This is a genomic window from Rossellomorea vietnamensis (genome assembly GCF_001305855.1).
GTDB classification, from domain to species: domain Bacteria; phylum Bacillota; class Bacilli; order Bacillales; family Bacillaceae_B; genus Rossellomorea; species Rossellomorea vietnamensis_A.
Map to the genome: position 1 here is coordinate 303,894 of NZ_LIXZ01000001.1, position 17,008 is coordinate 320,901.

General features: G+C 40.3%; 17 protein-coding genes and 1 riboswitch. Of the genes, 5 read left to right on the plus strand and 12 right to left on the minus strand.

The window, feature by feature from the left end:
• Positions 1–1,053: an S-methyl-5-thioribose-1-phosphate isomerase gene (mtnA, locus tag AM506_RS01530; RefSeq protein WP_060670109.1), complete on the plus strand. Its 1,053-nt coding sequence runs from the start codon at positions 1–3 to the stop codon at positions 1,051–1,053.
• Between the two features lie 36 nt (positions 1,054–1,089).
• Here mtnA and AM506_RS01535 read toward each other — a convergent pair whose 3' ends face one another.
• The 3 genes from AM506_RS01535 to AM506_RS01545 form a co-directional block, all read right to left on the minus strand.
• On the minus strand, positions 1,090–1,683 hold the full coding sequence (locus tag AM506_RS01535; protein WP_060670111.1) for a metalloregulator ArsR/SmtB family transcription factor: 594 nt from the start codon (positions 1,681–1,683) through the stop codon (positions 1,090–1,092).
• Positions 1,684–1,843: 160 nt separating this feature from the next.
• A complete protein-coding gene (locus AM506_RS01540) occupies positions 1,844–2,299 on the minus strand; it encodes a methylated-DNA--[protein]-cysteine S-methyltransferase (RefSeq protein WP_060670113.1) in 456 nt (151 codons plus the stop codon).
• Positions 2,300–2,313: 14 nt separating this feature from the next.
• Complete coding sequence (locus AM506_RS01545) at positions 2,314–4,467, minus strand: PAS domain S-box protein (protein WP_060670115.1); 2,154 nt, start codon at positions 4,465–4,467, stop codon at positions 2,314–2,316.
• A gap of 169 nt (positions 4,468–4,636) precedes the next feature.
• Here AM506_RS01545 and AM506_RS01550 point away from each other — a divergent pair, with 169 nt between their 5' ends.
• Both AM506_RS01550 and AM506_RS01555 read left to right on the plus strand, forming a co-directional pair.
• Complete coding sequence (locus tag AM506_RS01550) at positions 4,637–5,662, plus strand: acyltransferase family protein (protein WP_060670117.1); 1,026 nt, start codon at positions 4,637–4,639, stop codon at positions 5,660–5,662.
• Positions 5,663–6,007: 345 nt separating this feature from the next.
• Positions 6,008–7,735, plus strand: coding sequence for a B12-binding domain-containing radical SAM protein (locus AM506_RS01555; protein ID WP_060670119.1), 1,728 nt, complete (start codon positions 6,008–6,010; stop codon positions 7,733–7,735).
• 29 nt (positions 7,736–7,764) lie between these two features.
• On the opposite strand, the gene AM506_RS23250 is transcribed toward AM506_RS01555, so the two are convergent.
• Both AM506_RS23250 and AM506_RS22925 read right to left on the minus strand, forming a co-directional pair.
• The gene (locus AM506_RS23250; RefSeq protein ID WP_268788365.1) at positions 7,765–7,890 is read right to left on the minus strand and encodes a hypothetical protein; all 126 of its coding nucleotides are present in this window, start codon (positions 7,888–7,890) and stop codon (positions 7,765–7,767) included.
• Positions 7,890–8,048, minus strand: a complete 159-nt coding sequence (locus AM506_RS22925; RefSeq protein WP_060670121.1) for a hypothetical protein — start codon at positions 8,046–8,048, stop codon at positions 7,890–7,892. The genes AM506_RS23250 and AM506_RS22925 overlap by 1 nt, the downstream gene beginning before the upstream one ends.
• A 142-nt stretch (positions 8,049–8,190) precedes the next feature.
• On the opposite strand from AM506_RS22925, the gene AM506_RS01565 reads away from it, so the two are divergent.
• Positions 8,191–8,715, plus strand: a complete 525-nt coding sequence (locus AM506_RS01565; RefSeq protein WP_152968507.1) for a CBO0543 family protein — start codon at positions 8,191–8,193, stop codon at positions 8,713–8,715.
• A 69-nt stretch (positions 8,716–8,784) separates the two neighbouring features.
• On the opposite strand, the gene AM506_RS01570 is transcribed toward AM506_RS01565, so the two are convergent.
• On the minus strand, positions 8,785–10,137 hold the full coding sequence (locus tag AM506_RS01570) for a TrkH family potassium uptake protein (protein WP_060670125.1): 1,353 nt from the start codon (positions 10,135–10,137) through the stop codon (positions 8,785–8,787).
• 267 nt (positions 10,138–10,404) lie between these two features.
• Between AM506_RS01570 and AM506_RS01575 the strand changes: the two genes are divergently transcribed.
• Positions 10,405–10,605 (plus strand): alpha/beta-type small acid-soluble spore protein, encoded by a 201-nt coding sequence (locus AM506_RS01575; protein ID WP_034763616.1) that lies wholly within the window; start codon positions 10,405–10,407, stop codon positions 10,603–10,605.
• 94 nt (positions 10,606–10,699) lie between these two features.
• On the opposite strand, the gene AM506_RS01580 is transcribed toward AM506_RS01575, so the two are convergent.
• The 6 genes from AM506_RS01580 to AM506_RS01605 form a co-directional block, all read right to left on the minus strand.
• Positions 10,700–11,827, minus strand: coding sequence for an anti-sigma-I factor RsgI family protein (locus tag AM506_RS01580; RefSeq protein ID WP_060670127.1), 1,128 nt, complete (start codon positions 11,825–11,827; stop codon positions 10,700–10,702).
• The gene (gene sigI, locus AM506_RS01585; RefSeq protein WP_060670129.1) at positions 11,824–12,579 is read right to left on the minus strand and encodes an RNA polymerase sigma factor SigI; all 756 of its coding nucleotides are present in this window, start codon (positions 12,577–12,579) and stop codon (positions 11,824–11,826) included. Before sigI ends, AM506_RS01580 begins: the two co-directional genes overlap by 4 nt.
• A 130-nt stretch (positions 12,580–12,709) precedes the next feature.
• Positions 12,710–13,900, minus strand: a complete 1,191-nt coding sequence (locus AM506_RS01590; RefSeq protein WP_060670131.1) for a DUF5667 domain-containing protein — start codon at positions 13,898–13,900, stop codon at positions 12,710–12,712.
• A gap of 224 nt (positions 13,901–14,124) precedes the next feature.
• On the minus strand, positions 14,125–14,910 hold the full coding sequence (locus AM506_RS01595) for a TerC family protein (protein WP_060670133.1): 786 nt from the start codon (positions 14,908–14,910) through the stop codon (positions 14,125–14,127).
• A gap of 100 nt (positions 14,911–15,010) precedes the next feature.
• Positions 15,011–15,106, minus strand: a riboswitch (yybP-ykoY riboswitch).
• A 62-nt stretch (positions 15,107–15,168) separates the two neighbouring features.
• Positions 15,169–15,630, minus strand: coding sequence for a hypothetical protein (locus tag AM506_RS01600; RefSeq protein ID WP_060670135.1), 462 nt, complete (start codon positions 15,628–15,630; stop codon positions 15,169–15,171).
• A gap of 200 nt (positions 15,631–15,830) precedes the next feature.
• Positions 15,831–16,919 (minus strand): SDR family oxidoreductase, encoded by a 1,089-nt coding sequence (locus AM506_RS01605; protein WP_060670137.1) that lies wholly within the window; start codon positions 16,917–16,919, stop codon positions 15,831–15,833.
• Positions 16,920–17,008 lie beyond the last annotated feature (89 nt).

The following is a 17,008-nucleotide window of genomic DNA, read 5'->3' on the forward strand; positions in this document are numbered from 1 at the left end:
ATGACACATACACCAACCATTCCAACTTCACTCGAGTGGCATGAAGATCATTTACTGATTCTTAATCAACAAAAGCTGCCGAATACCGTGGAATATCTAACGCTTACAACCATTACAGATTATTACGAGGCTATCGTTTCGCTTAAAGTGAGGGGTGCCCCGGCAATCGGGATCACGGCTGCCTATGGATTGGCTCATGCTGCCTGCCTTTATGAAACAGACAATCTGACAGAATTCAAAGACCTTTTCAGAAGGGATAAAGAATACCTCGCAGACTCGAGGCCGACGGCAGTCAATCTGGTCTGGGCATTGAATCGTTTGGAACAAGTTCTTGCCCTTGCACAATCCGTTAATGAAGCCAAAACCAACCTGCTTCATTCTGCCATTCAGATTCATGCTGAGGATGAGGAAGGGTGCAGGTTGATCGGTGAATACGCATTGGATGTATTGGATGACAAGAGGAAAATTATGACGATCTGTAATGCAGGATCCATTGCTACGAGTAAATATGGAACGGCACTGGCTCCTTTTCATTTAGGAAGGGAAAGGGGAATTGGGTTTCAAGTATACGCATGTGAAACACGCCCGGTCCTTCAAGGCGCACGCCTCACTGCCTGGGAGCTTCAGCAATCAGGTGTAGACGTGACCCTAATCACTGACAGCATGGCGGCTCATACTATAAAGCAGAAGGGCGTGGAGGCGGTGATCGTAGGGGCCGACCGCATATCTGCAAACGGGGATACCGCGAACAAAATCGGTACGTCCATGCTTGCAATCCTATGTCATCATTATCATATTCCATTTTATGTGGCTGCCCCTTCTTCGACTTTCGATCTCACCTCAAGAACCGGTGATGATATCCCGATTGAAGAAAGGGCACCGGACGAAATCACAAGGATGGCAGGCTCTGTGATCGCACCTGAAAATGTCCCGGTTTATAATCCCGCTTTTGATGTGACTTCGCATGAGTTGATCACCGGCATCATCACAGAAAACGGCGTGCTGTATCCGAATTTTGAAGAAAGCATTCAAGGGACCATAAACATACCATAACGCCGAAAGAGAAGGAATTCATCCTTCTCTTTCCTTTTAATCTGATAGTTTAGTCGATGCCCACATTTCCTTCGGATTCACTTCATAAATGCCATTTTCCCGATACATGAACTGATGGATGATGAACTCTCTCCTTAAGGTGGCAAAGTCGTCATGGAATTGTTGAATGTATTCATTCACCTCTTTTTCCTTATACTTTTCACCCACCTTCAGACCTTCCACGAGATGTTCAAGAATGAATAATTTTTTCTTTTGTTGGGCGGGAATACTTTTGATCCGTCCATTTTTCTCCAGAAAATTATTCTTTACCTTCTCTTTTTCTTTCACTAACTTCTCTGACATCGTCCTCTCCCCTTTCTCTTCTTGCGCAAACCTGTGAAGAACATCCCCGTGATGACTTAATACTTTTTTATTCAAATAGTAGTAAACCGTGTTCTTCTCTCTCCGTGAATAAACAAGATTGCACTCTTTCAGTTTCGTTAAATGGTGGGATATCGTTGGCGCAGTAAGTCCCAGCTTTCCGGCTATGGCTCCCACGTGCAAACTCTCTTCTGCCAATAAATACACAATCTTGATGCGGGTCGGATCCCCCATTGTTTTATGGAACGCTATCTGCTTACTTAATTGCATCATTTCCCCTCCTATCTACTTCGACCTTAATCTAATTAGATAATAATCTAAAAAGGAGAAATTATCAATGTGTATTTTCAGAATTTTCCCCCACATGTTATTTTCGTGTCAAAAGCACCAAAAAAACAGGCATTTCCCTCATGGAAAATGCCTGTTCCTATTACCTTTCTAATGAAAGTAACGTTTCTTTTTTGTCTATTTGCACCCCTGCATAACCGGTGAGTGTCTTATTTTTCCCGATGACACGGTGGCAAGGGATAATGACGGGAAAACGGTTGGCTTTATTCGCCTGTCCCACAGCCCGAACCGCTTTCGGTCTTTGGATGGCTTGTGCTACATCCTGGTATGACCAGGTTTCCCCATAAGGTATTTCCTGAAGGATATTCCATACTTCCTTTTGAAACTCGGTCCCTTCGATTTTCAAAGGGAGATCAAATGCTCTTCTATCACCCTTAAAAAACTCCAGGATCTGTTCCTTGGCCCTTATCAAAATGGGATGATCCGTTTCGATGTGAGCTTCTTCCTCAACAAACTGCACAGAAAGCAATTGTGTCGGATCGGCCATAAGCTTCAAATTCCCGATGGGACTGTCGATAACAATCGTATGAGTGGTCATAATACAGGACTCCTTTATGATTTAGGCAGATAAATATGGAAAACGGTACCCTCTCCAACTATGCTCTCAACCTGAACGCTGCCTTTATGTTCTTTAATAATCTTAAAGCTTACCATAAGCCCAAGTCCAGTCCCTCTTTCTTTCGTTGTATAAAAAGGTTCGCCGAGCTTCTTGATTTTATCCTTGGAGATTCCGCCTCCCTGGTCTTTAATCTCGATATGAATCAACCCGTCTTCTGTCTCCCCGATGCTGATGGAAATCACCCCTCCACCTGACATGACTTCAATCGCATTCTTTATGACATTAATGAATACCTGTTTTAATTGGTTGGGTTCAGCTACTATGGTCGGAAGGTCACCCTGATATCTTTCCTCATACTGAACGTTATGCATGACTGCCTGCGCACTCAATAATTCCACGGTATCCTTCATGATTCTGATTAAATTCGTCTCCTGGTATTGGATTGCCTGAGGTTTGGCCAATACAAGGAACTCCGTGATGATTGACTCAATACGCTGGAATTCAGAAGTGATCACATTAAAGTACATCTCATGATCTTTGCCAACGCTGTTTTCAAGGAGCTGAATGAATCCTTTCAATGCAGTCATCGGGTTTCTGATCTCATGAGCAATCCCCGCAGCAAGCTCCCCTACCACACTTAACGTGTCAGATTTCCTTAGTTGTTCCTGCATCTCAATTTGATCGGTAATGTCCCGGATGATGGTTAAATTCAAGTTAGAGAGCAAATTATATTTCGATGATAATTCAACGTATTGAACCCTGTCCCTGGAAGATGTCAGCGTTTTTAAAAAAGTCGCCTGACCTTCCTCCTTCAATTGGTGCAGATAATCGTCATAGGCTTCTTCACCCGGCTCGATATTCAATATTTCCCGTACATCTTTACCAATGAGTTGATCTTTATCCAATTTAATGATGTTACTCACTTCAGGATTCGCATCAACGACGACATAATTGTGATTGGTCAGAAGCAATCCGTCCAATGAACCTTCGAATATCTTCCGGAACCTCTCCTCACTCTCCCGCAGCTCTTTCTCCATTTGATATCGTTCACTGACATTACGGAATATGGTCATATTATAACCATCCACGGAATGAAGCTTTGAAGTGAATTCCAAATGTTTCAGCTGATTGTTCGGCATGAGAAACAATACCTCATCCCTTACAGCCCCGCTTCTATATAATTGTTCCATGACCAAATCAAACTTCTGGCTTTCCAAAGGATAAACGAAATCCCTGATTTTTTTTGAGAGGAGCTCAGAAAGAGTGCATTCGAATATTTTCAGTGCTGAAGAATTCGCTTTAAGGACCCTTCCGTCCTGATCCCATAGAACAATGGCGTCAATCGCTTCTTCAAATAATCCTTTGAACAATTCTTCATTTCGTTTCAGTTGGATCTCCATCTGCCTTTTTTCCGTTACATCCCTAAGAATGGCCATATGGAGCTTATGATGGACGTATGGACTTGTCGTAAATTCCACGATGGAAATACTTTGTGATTTCTTGATCGGAATTTCACCACGGGCTTTTTTATTTTGTGAAATCAGTTCTTTGATTTTATCAACCTTGTAATGAGCATTCTCAGGAATGAAGGAACTGATATTCCTCTTGGTGATTTCATCCTTATCGAGGCCCACCTGCAAACTGAATGCATGATTCACATCATTGATATTCCCATTGATGTCGAATAAGACGATCCCCTCTGATGCATTCTGGAAAATGTTCGATAGTAAATGGACATTTAAATGATCTTTACGTTCCTTCTCCTTCAGCTCCGTTACATCCTTAAAGTATAAATAAGCATTAGGTGAAATGGTCGATTTTTTCAGTAAAAGTTCGACGTGAATGATCTTTTTCTCATTTACATTCATCAGGGTTTCGTCTTCCATTGTCTTTCCCGTTTCCATCACTTCCTTGTAATGGGCCACGATAGGAGCGGGCACTGAAGAAAAAAATGAGCTGAAGAGCTTTCCTACAACATTCTCATCATTAGTCTCCAGGGTTTCATATGCTTCGGGGTTGGCATAAACGATTTTCAACTCTTTATTGATCACAAGCATCGGCATGGGTGAAGCTGAGCAAATTTCCCTATCGACGGGATGACATAATTCCTGATTATGCTCTTCTTTCACTTTACTACTATTAGTCATTTCCTCATCCCCCTACTAATTTAAAAGACGACCATTGGCTTAAATCTTACAGAATCCGCATAGCTCCCCGTACTTCTGGTGATAATTAACAATGAAAATCATGTTTTACTCATTGTATCCTAGGGTAAGAATGAATTAGGATTAAACTTTTATAAAAGATGGTGAAGATATGAAACAGCGCGACTATTACTTCGACAATGCCAAATTCATTTTGATCTTTTTAGTGGTATTTGGACATATCATTCGATCCTATATCGAAAGCGATCCCTTTATCCTTTCGTTGTATAAAACGATTTACACCTTCCACATGCCGGCCTTCATCCTTGTGGCAGGGTTCTTCGCAAAAGGATTCTATAAAAAAGGGTATATCCAGAAACTTGCTAAAAAGCTGATACTTCCCTACATTGTGTTCCAACTGATTTATACGGTGTACTATCATTTTCTTTACCAAAAATCAACATTCGAGGTGGATCCACTTAATCCTCACTGGTCTCTGTGGTTCCTTATCAGCCTTTTTTGCTGGAACGCACTGCTTTATGCATTCATTAAATGGTTTAAATTTAAACCCGGAATCGGCTTGACAGTGGCTTTTTCACTTGGACTGATTGTAGGATTCGCCGATGTTATTTCAAACTATTTAAGCTTGTCCCGAACATTTGTGTTCTTTCCTATTTTCCTGATGGGGTACTACATGGAGAAGGAGCACTTCGAATATTTTAAAACGAGTAAAGCCCGTATAGTGGCAGGTTCATTATTCGTACTCGTATTTTTAGGGATGTATTTCATTCCTGAATTCTCAGACAAATGGCTTCTTGGTTCCAAACCTTACGGAGATTTCGAATGGAACAACGTAATCAGCATGGGTGTGAGGGCAGCTGTTTACTTATTGAACGTCGTGATGATTTTCAGCTTTTTCACATTTGTCCCTACAAAGAGGCAGTTTTTCACCAAATGGGGGAAAAACACTCTCTATGTCTACTTGCTCCATGGTTTTCTCATACGGTTATTCCGTGAAAGTCATCTAAAGGACACGATTGACCCTAACACCAGTTTGGTACTGTTACTCGGGGTATCCTTTGTACTGACGATGATATTTTCAACTAAATTCTTTACGAGCATCACGCAGCCTATCATAGAGTTTAGGTCCACCAGGCTGCAGAAATTGCTCTCCAAAAGAGAAATGAAAACAAGATAACCCTCACTAGAAAGGGCTGACCCCATTATGTTCACGGGTCAGTCCCTTTTTCATGATAAACTATTCGATTAAGGAGAATACGAGCTTCCGGATCACCATTCAACACAATTTTCAAAAATGTTCATTACCTTATATTATTCGCACCTTTTCCTAAAATCCCTTCTAATAGTTACAATAATTTTAAATTCTTATCAGACAAACATTGAGCTTTATCGCAAGCTTAGATAAAATGATAATCAGGTTGGTTGATTATGTTGTACGAACAACTTGCCATATATATAAAATTCGGTTACTGAAAGTCATTTGACTAAGCGTCAAACGGACTTAGAATAAAGGAGTTTATAAATGAAGAAAGTCGTCTTAAGTACGTTAAATGCAAAATACATTCACACGAATTTAGCCATTCGCTGTCTGAAGGCCTATGCGGAACCACAACATGAAATTGAGCTCTCTGAGTACACGATTAAGGATCCAACCCTGAATATCGTTACCGACTTATTCTCTAAAAAGCCGGACATCATCGGATTCAGCTGCTACATCTGGAATATCGAAGAAACGATCAAAGTCATTCAGATCCTTCGAAAAATCATGCCTGAGGTAACGATCATCCTTGGAGGTCCTGAAGTGACATATGACGTTCCGTATTGGCTTGAGCGCCTTGAAGACGTTGACTTTATTGTCATTGGAGAAGGCGAGGAATCCTTCAAACAATTATTGGATCAGCTTGATGGTGATCGAGATTGGTCGAAGGTACATGGAGTGGCATATTTAGCTGATGGAAAGCCTGTCATCAAACCTCAACAAAATAAAATTGATTTAAGGGATGTCCCTTCCCCTTTCCGTTTTAAGGAAGACCTGCAAGAACTGGGCAAAAGGGTGACATATATCGAGACAAGCAGAGGCTGCCCTTTCCGCTGTCAATTCTGTCTTTCTTCCATTGAAGTGGGTGTTCGCTACTTTGACCGTGAAAAGGTAAAGGAAGACATCCGATTCCTTATGAAACATGGAGCGAAAACCATCAAGTTTGTGGACCGGACCTTTAACATAAGCCGAAGCTACGCAATGGAAATGTTTCAATTCCTTATTGACGAGCACGTTCCGGGTACCGTCTTTCAATTTGAAATTACGGCAGACATCATGCGTCCCGAAGTGATTGAATTCCTCAATGAACATGCACCACGGGGGCTATTCCGTTTTGAGATCGGCATCCAATCAACCAACGATGAAACAAATGATCTGGTCATGAGAAAACAAAACTATAAAAAACTCACTAGAACCGTCACCATGGTGAAAGAGGGTAAAAAAATCGATCAGCATCTGGATTTGATCGCGGGTCTTCCTGAAGAGGATTACCACTCATTCCGAAAAACGTTCAATGATGTGTTTGAAATGAGACCTGAAGAACTACAATTAGGATTTCTTAAGATGCTGCGCGGCACCGGCCTGAGAATTCGCGCAAATGATCATCAATATACGTATATGGATACTTCTCCTTATGAAATTTTGGGGAATAACGTATTGTCTTTCGACGATATCGTTCGGATCAAGCAAGTGGAAGACGTATTGGAGAAATATTGGAACGATCACCGCATGGATCGCACAATTGAATACCTGGTTACTGAATGCTTTGACACGCCATTTGATTTCTTCCAGCAGTTTGGCTCATATTGGGAAGATCGGGGATGGTCCCGAATCGGCCATCAGTTAGAAGATCTGTTCAAGCGACTGCATGAATTCTTGTCCACTGAAACAAGCTTTCAAATTTCAGTCATTGAGGGTCTCATGAAACTGGATTATTTAGACAATCAAAAATACAAACCAAGAAAACCGTGGTGGACGCATGAGCTTACGAAGGAAGAGCGATCTGCCATTTATCAAAATCTTTTAGCACAGCCAACCATCGCAGGTGAGGCATTTGCCAGTCTTAAATTAAACGAAAAAGAGTTGTATAAGCATACACTCCTTGAAACGATCCGTTCAAAAGAAGGTCAGGATCAATACGTCCTTGCCTACTTTGAACCCTCAACTGGTCAATCAACCGTATTCGAGTTTGACCGTCAACTTGTTCAATGATAAAGAAGAAAAAATGTTAAGCGATTCGCTTAACATTTTTTCTTCTTTTCTTCTGTCTTTGGTTGTTTTTGGATCACTTCCATGATTTTGGCTGCATTGACATCTCCAAATTCCTGACCGAATTCTTCACGGAAAGACTGTTTTTTGTCTTTCATCAGCTTCTCCCTTTTTTGCCTTTTGATGAATTTCTATTCTTCCCTTTTGCCGGGTCCTCACCTTGGGAAAACTCAGCAGAAAATTCAGTCTCCCGCTTATTCTTAAGTGGTGTTTGATTGTTTTTCTCAGCAGCATCATAATGTGCTTTACGTTTCATTTATGACTCATCTCCTTTGACCTTATTTTCCCCGCCTCCTCCTTTTCCATTCTTCTAAAAATAGGTATTCACTCAACTGAATAAATCAACATTTACTCCGGAAACTAAGGGAAAAGTGCGAATGAGGATAGGATATGAGGACATGATACTAATTTTTTTGCTGGCATACGCTTTTTTAGGGTGGAGGTTTGGCAACTGGAAGGATTTTTACAGCTATTATCCCACTTTGTTATTTTTCATTATCGGGGATTTGCTTTCACAAATTCTACTATTTGATTACTCCATGTGGGAGTTCCGCACTGTCACCCCATTTGGTGACTCTCTTCATTTGAATCATACCATCATTTCATTGGCCAAGATGGCGATTCAATATCCAGTCACAATCTCCATTTTTATCGGGAGACTTCCGACGGGATTATTGAGAAGATTTGGTTGGATCTTGTTATGGACAGGTATCTATGGTTTGACAGAAGGCCTTTCCCATCTCATCGGGATAATGACATACCACAACGGCTGGCATTTCGGTTGGGATCTTCTTTTTAATCTCATGATGTTCACAGTGCTTATAATCCATCACAAAAACCCGTTATTAGGATGGATCATCTCCATCCCCATCATCCTATACCTAATGATCCACTTTAACGTACCCTACTCCGCATTGAAATGAGAATACCCTCTTCATCCTTAAATGAACAAAAAAACGATGCTGCATGCAGCATCGTTTTTAAAGAGTCCATTACCCTATAATAACCCGTTCTTTAGGATAGTGATATTTTGCAGTCTTTTCTTTTCCTCCAATCATAAAGAGGAAGGAAAGTATCCCCACCCGACCGATAAACATCAGGGCGATGATCACGCATTTACCTACCGAGGAAAGTTCAGATGTGATTCCCATGGATAATCCCGTCGTTCCGAATGCAGACGCAACTTCAAACACAATCTCCATTATCGAATGGTCTTCTGTGAAAGTAAGAATGATGACAGACAGGAAACAGATAAAAATGGCCATCATTGTCACGACCAGGGATTTGATGACATCCTGCTGATGAATTTCCCTTTTGAATATTTTGATGGTTTGATTTCCCTTAGCAAAATGAAATAAAAATAAAATATTCAGGGCAAATGTCGTGGTCCTGATCCCTCCGCCGACCGAGCTTGGCGATGCCCCGATGAACATAAGGGCACTCATGACCAATAAGGTGGGAGTTGAAAACTCAGCCACATTCATGGTGGCAAGTCCCCCGTTCCTTGTTGTAGCCGATTGGAAAAATGCATAAAAGAATGATTCGTGCCATTCCATGCCGTCAAAAAAGCGGTTATATTCAAATAGAAAGATGACCAGGGTCCCGAATGCCATGAGCGCAAAAAACGTCACGGTCGTGATTTTTGAGTATAAAGAAAAATGATGCTTATTTCTCTTCTTGCTCATCAGATAATCTTTGGTCTCAATCAGGACTGGAAATCCGATGGCACCGAGTGTCAATAAAATGATGGTGATGAATTGGACAAAGTAATCATTCGCATAGGGAATGAGGGATTGTCCAGTAATATCAAAACCAGCATTCGTCGTGGCACTGACAGAAGCAAATAATCCATGGATAAAAGCCTGTTGCCACGTGGGATAATAGCCTAAAAAATAGACTCCTAAAATGAAAGCGCCAACGATTTCAATGAAAATAATCAATAATAAGATTTGTTTTAATAAATTCACAAGACCTGAAAGGCTTGTCTGGTTTTGATCCGTCATGATGAGGCGGCGTTCTTTCAATCCAATCTTCTTTCCTACAATCAGCCAGAAAAAGGTACCGAGTGTCATGATTCCGATTCCACCAAATTGAAGCACGAACATTAAGATGAATATTCCTGTCGTATTGAATGTGTCCACTGTACTCACAACAGTAAGTCCTGTGACGCTCACGGCACTTACTGCCGTAAAGATTGCATCCAGGAAACTCCACTCTGCCCCTGATTTATGAGCAATGGGAAGACTGAGCATGACTGTCGCTATCGTCACTGCAAGAAGATAATACGTTACAATGACTTGTGCTGGAGTTAATTTATTTAAATTCAACCTAAGCTTATACCACATATATGTAATTCCCTTTCAACGTTATTTCCTTTTCTATCTTAAAGAATAAATCCGAAGATTGAAAGGAAAAATGAATAATTTCTAATATTGTTTATTCTTCCTTTAATAAAAGCCTCCTAAACCGACAAGTGTGATGATTCATATTATTTCTAAGCAAACAATACAATTTCGGCGAAATATTACCATTCATGTTCACGATGATAATACAAATAATATAGGTACTGAAACATTCATTGTTTCAAGTATCCTAGTAAGGAGGAAACGACTATGGCTAGAAGTTCAAATAAATTACTTGTTCCCGGTGTTGAACAGTACCTTGATCAAGTGAAATATGAAATCGCCCAGGAGTTTGGCGTGACGCTTGGATCAGATACAGTTGCCCGCTCTAACGGATCCGTTGGTGGAGAAATCACGAAGCGTCTTGTGAAACAAGCTCAGTCTCAATTAACTGGACAACAAACTAAATAATATGGCATTCGGGTAGCTGGCACGTACCAGCTACCCTTTTAAATTAACCAATAACAAAGACCCATTCAGTTGAATGAGCCTTTGTCTGTCTTTCTTACTCTTTTTTATTTTTCGGCCTGTTTTCATGGTGGTGTTTCTTATCTTCATTTCTATTCTGATGATCATTTTGCTTATCATCGTTTCTATGTGTCCCCTGGTCATTTCGCTGAGAATTGTCATGCACTTTATTAGGTCTCTCATTACCTCTGTTCCCATTGTTACCTATCGAGGAGTTCCCAGTTTGTGACTTTTCAGGTTTTCCCCTCTCCCCTTTATTTTCGGGATGAGGCTTTTGCGGATGGTCATTGTTTTTCTGAGGTTTTTGAATCTTATCCGCATTTTGTTTCTTCTCTTTTCCTGGCGGATTCACCTTTTGATTCGCAGCTTTGACTTTTTCATCTATAATAGCTTTCTTTTGCTTCTCTTTTTCCTGTTTGATCACTTTTTCTTGAACTTCTTTATCTTCTTTGTTCAATTCTTTTTCTACAGACTCTGTTTTTTGATTGGAATCCTTTTGTTCTGTTTCACGTATAAGAGAGCCGGCAGTCATTCCTTTTTCTGATGCTTTTTCCCTAAACTCCCGGGATGTTTCTTTCATGATGATGTTTGTGGAATGATCAGAACCGTACTCCTCCACGAACTCATTTAATTCGTCCAGTAATTCGGTTTCCCGTTCAGGATCGGAATCATCAATAAAGGAAGAAGTGATGAACACATTTTGAATACCCTTTAAATATCCGAGTCGTTCACTTAAAAGGAAGATTTTCTCCGTCACTTCACCAACATCTTCGTTTTTCCAGTCACTCAGTTTCTTTATGAGAACCTTAGCATCATCATTGTACGGCATGATATTCAATACCTGCTGTTCTTTATTTAATGTTAGTTCCATACTGGGATTGATATCGACCGAAACATAGGCATAAGCCCGATTGTTCTGCAGCACAGAACTTGAGAACAGGGCAATGATGACGACAAGGACTGTCAACAAAGAAGTCGACACTTTCCAATTCCACTTAGGAATTGACTTTGGTTTATCAGCTCTTGAGCTCAAGGGAAAGAAAGGAATCTCTTCCCCTATCGCATACTGTTGATCGGGTTGCTTTCTTCCTTTAAGAAATTCTCCTTCCGGTGTCATCATCACCAGGATATCCTGTTTGATTTCCATAATGATCCCTTTTTTCATATCTCTAACCGCCCTTTTAAATAATCCCTTAAATAGACATAATCCCCTATAAGAATAAGAGAAATGGCTATAATATATTTTCTATTTCTCTCAATTGTTTTTCTGGTGACGTTCACCTGTTTTTCTAATTTTTTTATCGGCAATCGTCTTTTTTCTATAAGATAATCTAAAAGTTCTTGTGAACCTACTACCTTTTTGGCGATCTCTATGGCGTTCAATCGTGCATCTTCATGCTTGGGCGATTGTTCAACCAGATCTTGAAAGGACAACTTGTATTGAGCCAGTTGTTCCTGGAAATACAGGATCTCTTCACGTCTCTTTCTGGCTTCCTCCTGTTTTCCGAATTCCTCTACAGATACAATCTGATCGATCGTTAAATTCGAAGAATCATCCCCATCTTCAAAGATGCTCTTATCGAAGCTGATATCCTGAAACTTCCCATTTTTCCTGATGTAATCAATCACTTTCCGCTTGATGATTACTTCAGAGAAACTGATGAGGGAAGAGCCCCGTTGGAGATTATACTTTAATATAGCGTCATGAAAGGCAATCAGACCGATGCTGAATTCATCATCACTTTCATAAATGAATCGTTTGCAGACCGATGACACCGTTTTTTTAATAAATGGCTTATAGTCTTCGAGAACTATGTTCAATAATTGCTCATCACCATTTTGTATTTGGATCGCCATCTCTTCAAGCGATTGTTTTTTCTTTTGTTTAGCGAGTAGAAATAGTAGAACATTTAGCATCAGCCTCACCCCATCCTGCACACTATTATACTCATATGGTGTTGAATGTAAAAGGATATTAGGGAGAAAGGGTTGTTTTAGAACCCTTTCCTGACTGATGTGTCAATCACTTTCGGCCTCTAAATCGAAATTATGATTCTTTATGATGACCCTTACCGCCTTCTTGCCGTTTGTCGTTCTCACTGTGACGATGATTTACTTTGACTGGTGCTGGATGTTGTTGTTTTTCTTCTTTTTTCTCGTAGTGGGCTTCTTTTTTCTCTTGTTTACGTACTTCTTTTGCTTCTACTTTTTCTTGTTTACGTACTTGTTTTGCTTCTTTATGCTGTGCTTTCCATTCTTTCTTCACTTCTTTTTTCTCTTCTTTTTTCTCTACAGGCTCCTTTACTGGTGAAACAGTTTCTTCTTTTTCAGGATTTGTCATTTCGGTAGTCTGTTCAACCGGAGCTTCTTCCTTTGCCGGCTCTTCTGTCTTTATGAGAGGTGATTCTTCCATCGGTGTTTTTGTATTCTCTTCAGTTTCATCCTTTTTAGCCTTTTTCTCAGCTTTCTTGTCCAACCTGTCAAGCTTTTCAGCTAATTTCAAGTAACTCTTTTCAATATTTTTTAGAAGTGCCGCTTTCGCTTTTGGATTCTTCACTTTTTCCATATTTGCTTTAAGTGATAAGATGTTTTGTGCCATCATTTCTTCCATAGCGATATCACCGGAATTCTCTTCACTCTCTCGATCACCGGAAGTGGATTCTTCATTTACGGCATCTCCAGAAGTTGTGTTATCAGTTTCTTCTTCCACTTTAGATTCATCTTTCTTTTCAGTATCAGACTCAACACTGTCACCATCAGCTGAATCCTTTTTGATTTCATCATCAGACCACTGATTTTCCGATTTTTTCATCATCTCAATCGCTTTATTTAAGGCTTCGATGGCTTCTTCTTGTTTACCATCTTTGAATAACTCTTCTACTTCAGCCAATCTTTCTGCAGCATACCCGGCTAATAGCTTGGCTTCTTTAGCTTCGTCCATTGTAAATGCGAGCTGGATTTTTTCGATTGCAAGCTTCGCAAAATAGAAAAAATCACCAGGCAACAAGGATGGAGCCTCTGTGGATTCCTGCAGTTTTTCAATTTCATTAGTTGATGATTCCAACATTGCATCATCATTTACTGCAACATCAGCACTGGCTGTTTTCTCTTGATCTAATTTAATGCTGTCAAAGTTATCGCCGTTTGAATTTGCAAACGCGAGTGATCCTGGTAAGCTAATAGAACTCGCTACAATTACTGCTAATGAAGATTTCATGATTTTTGATTGTTTTTTCATATGTACACCTCGGAAGTTAGTTTGGATTTGGCCGATCGATCGCCTTATTAAAGGAGTTACGTTAAAAGAATTTTTTTTTAGGGGGTTTATCCAAATAAAAATTGAGAAATCGCTTCAACATGAATGATTTTTCATATGGACGAGCTGTGAATATGAGGCTTCATCCTCCCCAAAAAAGCAAAAAAGCTAACATGGAAATTCCACGTTAGCTTTAAATATTGACATCATTCTGCTTTTGCTTTTCTTTCTATTTCTGCTTCTTCCTGTTTTGCTTTTCTTCTTGATAATAAATACCCGCCTACAGATAGCAGAATCAATACGCTCCAGAATACAAGTTTCCACCCTTTTGATTCAGGAAAGTGGTGGTCCAGGATGGCTACATCAGGATGAGCGAGGGTAAACACGGCCAGTTTCACACCTACCCAGCCAACAATTAAAAATGCTGCTGATTCTAAGGTAGGGTATTTCTCCAATAATTTCACGAACCAGGTTGCAGCAAATCTCATGATCACCAATCCGATGATGCCGCCAAGGAACATGACAATAAATTGCCCTCCGTCTATCCCTCCTATATCAAACCATCCAGTCGGTTGCAGGGTCACAGCCAAAGCAACGGCAGCAAGCATGGAATCAACCGCGAATGCGATATCCGCAAGTTCCACCTTTAGCACAGTAGTCCAGAATCCCGAGCCTTTTGCCGGTTTCTCTTCTATTTCCCCGGTGCCTTTCCTTTTCTTCACAAAATGGTGAATGGCCACGTAGAATAAATAGATGGCCCCAATGGCCTGGACCTGCCACACATTGACTAAGAACGAAATAAGAAATAATGCAGCGAACCTAAAGACAAAAGCTCCTAACAGACCATAAAAAAGTGCTTTCTTCCTTTGTTCCCCAGGCAAATGTTTGACCATTACAGCCATTACCACCGCATTATCAGCAGCTAAAATCCCTTCAAGACCTACCAATATCAGTAGGACCCATCCATATTCCAATAACATCGAAGCATCCATACCTTTAGTCCCTCCCTATTTACATAGTTAGTTTTCCAATAGGCAAGGAATTTTATAAAAATAAAAAGACCCTTGCCTAAATAAGGCAAAGGTCTTGCTTAGCATACGGATATGCCAACAAAGCCGATGGCATGCACCATGAATTGACGACTTTGTTTAGGTATGAAACCTATAGCTACTCCCCTTTGACAGGTAGAAAACGTTCATTTGTATAGATGTATTTTATCTCAAAAAAACCTATTCGTAAAGAGAAAAATTTTATTGACTTCGTAGCAGGATGGCTCTTATCAAAAGTCCCAACAACACACCGGGAATCACAAACAAAATCGGCAGAAAAATGGGTCCGATAAATTTTCCGAATAGATATACCTTTGGGGAATACATCAAACCAACCGTTACCATATAAGCAGACATAACAAAGGGTAAAAAGCTGTAGTTTTCCTTTTGGGCACCGGCAATTTTATACGCATCCCACATGGCAAACATATATAAACATGGATAAAACATGAGCCACTGGTAATCAATGATCTCTGCTGCTTTATGTGTTTCACCTAAAAAACTGTACATGATCCCCAGATTGAAGTTACTTTGGATATTGATAATGATCTCAAGAAGTACAAACAGCGTTCCCTTAAACCATAAACCGACAAGCAATTGAGGAAAACCCGGCAGCGCAATACTCCAGAGGATCCCTTCTAATTTTGTAATGGATGACTTCATATACACCCCGTAAAAATGGAGTGCTGAAATGGGATACTTTTAATAGGCATATGGAAGGGACTGTGTTTGTGTCGATCAGGGTATAGAGTAAGGGAAAATGACATCTTGAGATTCCTCCTATTGATGCTTCTCCCTTTATTTTTACCATATCTCTCCCAATTATTACGATGAATGTTCCTTAGAATGTTTCCATTTGGCTTTTAATCAATTTTTACGTGCAATCGCTCATTAGACGCATGTTCAAGATAAAACTCAACCATCTTTTCAATCTGGCTGGAAAGGGTTGGGCATATAATCGATGTCCCCTCCAGGTCATTTTGGGCATTTTGACAATTGAATTCACCTGGAAGTGTAAAATAGTCCAAGGCTTCCCGTTCGACTTTTAAATAACGTCGTATAAAACGGAATCCGAGTGCCCAATTAGAAAGGGGTAATGGAATATTCCCCTTTGGTTTCTTTTTTAACATATGCCATAAAATCTGCTCATACACTTCCTTTACCATCAGTGGTTCTGGATCAGTCAGATGATACGTCTTTCCAGTCCCAACCTCCTCATGGCACAGATAAATGGATGCTTTCACGACATATTCAACAGGCACAATATTTATATAAGAGGTACCCTCACCGAGAAATGGAATCCACGGCAGGAAAGATAATCGCTTAAACATATTCATAATAAAATATGGTCCGTCGAACTTCACGGTCTCGCCGGTTTCTGAGTTTCCTTTCACGATACCCGGACGGATGATCGTGATCGGCAGTCTCCCCTTCAATCCTTCCACCATGACCTCTGCTTCATATTTTGTCCTTTCATAGAAATTATGAAATCGCTCAGGAAGGATCAATTCATTCTCCATTAGCTCACCTTCACGTGATCCCGCTATAAAAGCAGTGGAAAAATACACGTATCTTTTTAATTCCGCTAAGGTTTGACAGAAATTATTGACATGTCGTGTGCCTTCTACATTTACCTTCTGTGCAAGATCCTGAGGGACTGCAAGATCATAGATGGCTGCCAAATGCCAAACATATTCCACTTCCTCCCGAATCTCGAAGATCTTCTCTTCTGCCATATCAAGATTCGTTCGGGTAATGTCCCCTTCTACAAGGATGATCTCTGCATCTGACAGAAATCTCAGTTTACGTATACCTTCTTCCGCCTGCTTCCTCATTGAACGAAGGTGAAGTAAGTATACCTTCGATACCTTATTCTGTTTGAGTAACTCTTCCACAATATTATGACTTAAAAAGCCCGGAAACCCCGTGATCAAATAGATACCTTTTTCCAAATCGATCTTCTCCCCCGCTTGTAACCATAATTTTTTGATAAAAAAAGAGTTAACCTTTCGACTAAGATACCTCATCATACTGAGGTGAT

Coding starts and splice junctions, on each gene's coding strand:
- mtnA (WP_060670109.1), top strand. CDS start 1: ATGACACATACACCAACCATTCCAACTTCACTCGAGTGGCATGAAGAT.
- AM506_RS01535 (WP_060670111.1), bottom strand. CDS start 1,683: ATGCAATTAAGTAAGCAGATAGCGTTCCATAAAACAATGGGGGATCCG.
- AM506_RS01540 (WP_060670113.1), bottom strand. CDS start 2,299: ATGACCACTCATACGATTGTTATCGACAGTCCCATCGGGAATTTGAAG.
- AM506_RS01545 (WP_060670115.1), bottom strand. CDS start 4,467: ATGACTAATAGTAGTAAAGTGAAAGAAGAGCATAATCAGGAATTATGT.
- AM506_RS01550 (WP_060670117.1), top strand. CDS start 4,637: ATGAAACAGCGCGACTATTACTTCGACAATGCCAAATTCATTTTGATC.
- AM506_RS01555 (WP_060670119.1), top strand. CDS start 6,008: ATGAAGAAAGTCGTCTTAAGTACGTTAAATGCAAAATACATTCACACG.
- AM506_RS23250 (WP_268788365.1), bottom strand. CDS start 7,890: ATGAAAGACAAAAAACAGTCTTTCCGTGAAGAATTCGGTCAGGAATTT.
- AM506_RS22925 (WP_060670121.1), bottom strand. CDS start 8,048: ATGAAACGTAAAGCACATTATGATGCTGCTGAGAAAAACAATCAAACA.
- AM506_RS01565 (WP_152968507.1), top strand. CDS start 8,191: ATGATACTAATTTTTTTGCTGGCATACGCTTTTTTAGGGTGGAGGTTT.
- AM506_RS01570 (WP_060670125.1), bottom strand. CDS start 10,137: ATGTGGTATAAGCTTAGGTTGAATTTAAATAAATTAACTCCAGCACAA.
- AM506_RS01575 (WP_034763616.1), top strand. CDS start 10,405: ATGGCTAGAAGTTCAAATAAATTACTTGTTCCCGGTGTTGAACAGTAC.
- AM506_RS01580 (WP_060670127.1), bottom strand. CDS start 11,827: ATGAAAAAAGGGATCATTATGGAAATCAAACAGGATATCCTGGTGATG.
- sigI (WP_060670129.1), bottom strand. CDS start 12,579: ATGCTAAATGTTCTACTATTTCTACTCGCTAAACAAAAGAAAAAACAA.
- AM506_RS01590 (WP_060670131.1), bottom strand. CDS start 13,900: ATGAAAAAACAATCAAAAATCATGAAATCTTCATTAGCAGTAATTGTA.
- AM506_RS01595 (WP_060670133.1), bottom strand. CDS start 14,910: ATGGATGCTTCGATGTTATTGGAATATGGATGGGTCCTACTGATATTG.
- AM506_RS01600 (WP_060670135.1), bottom strand. CDS start 15,630: ATGAAGTCATCCATTACAAAATTAGAAGGGATCCTCTGGAGTATTGCG.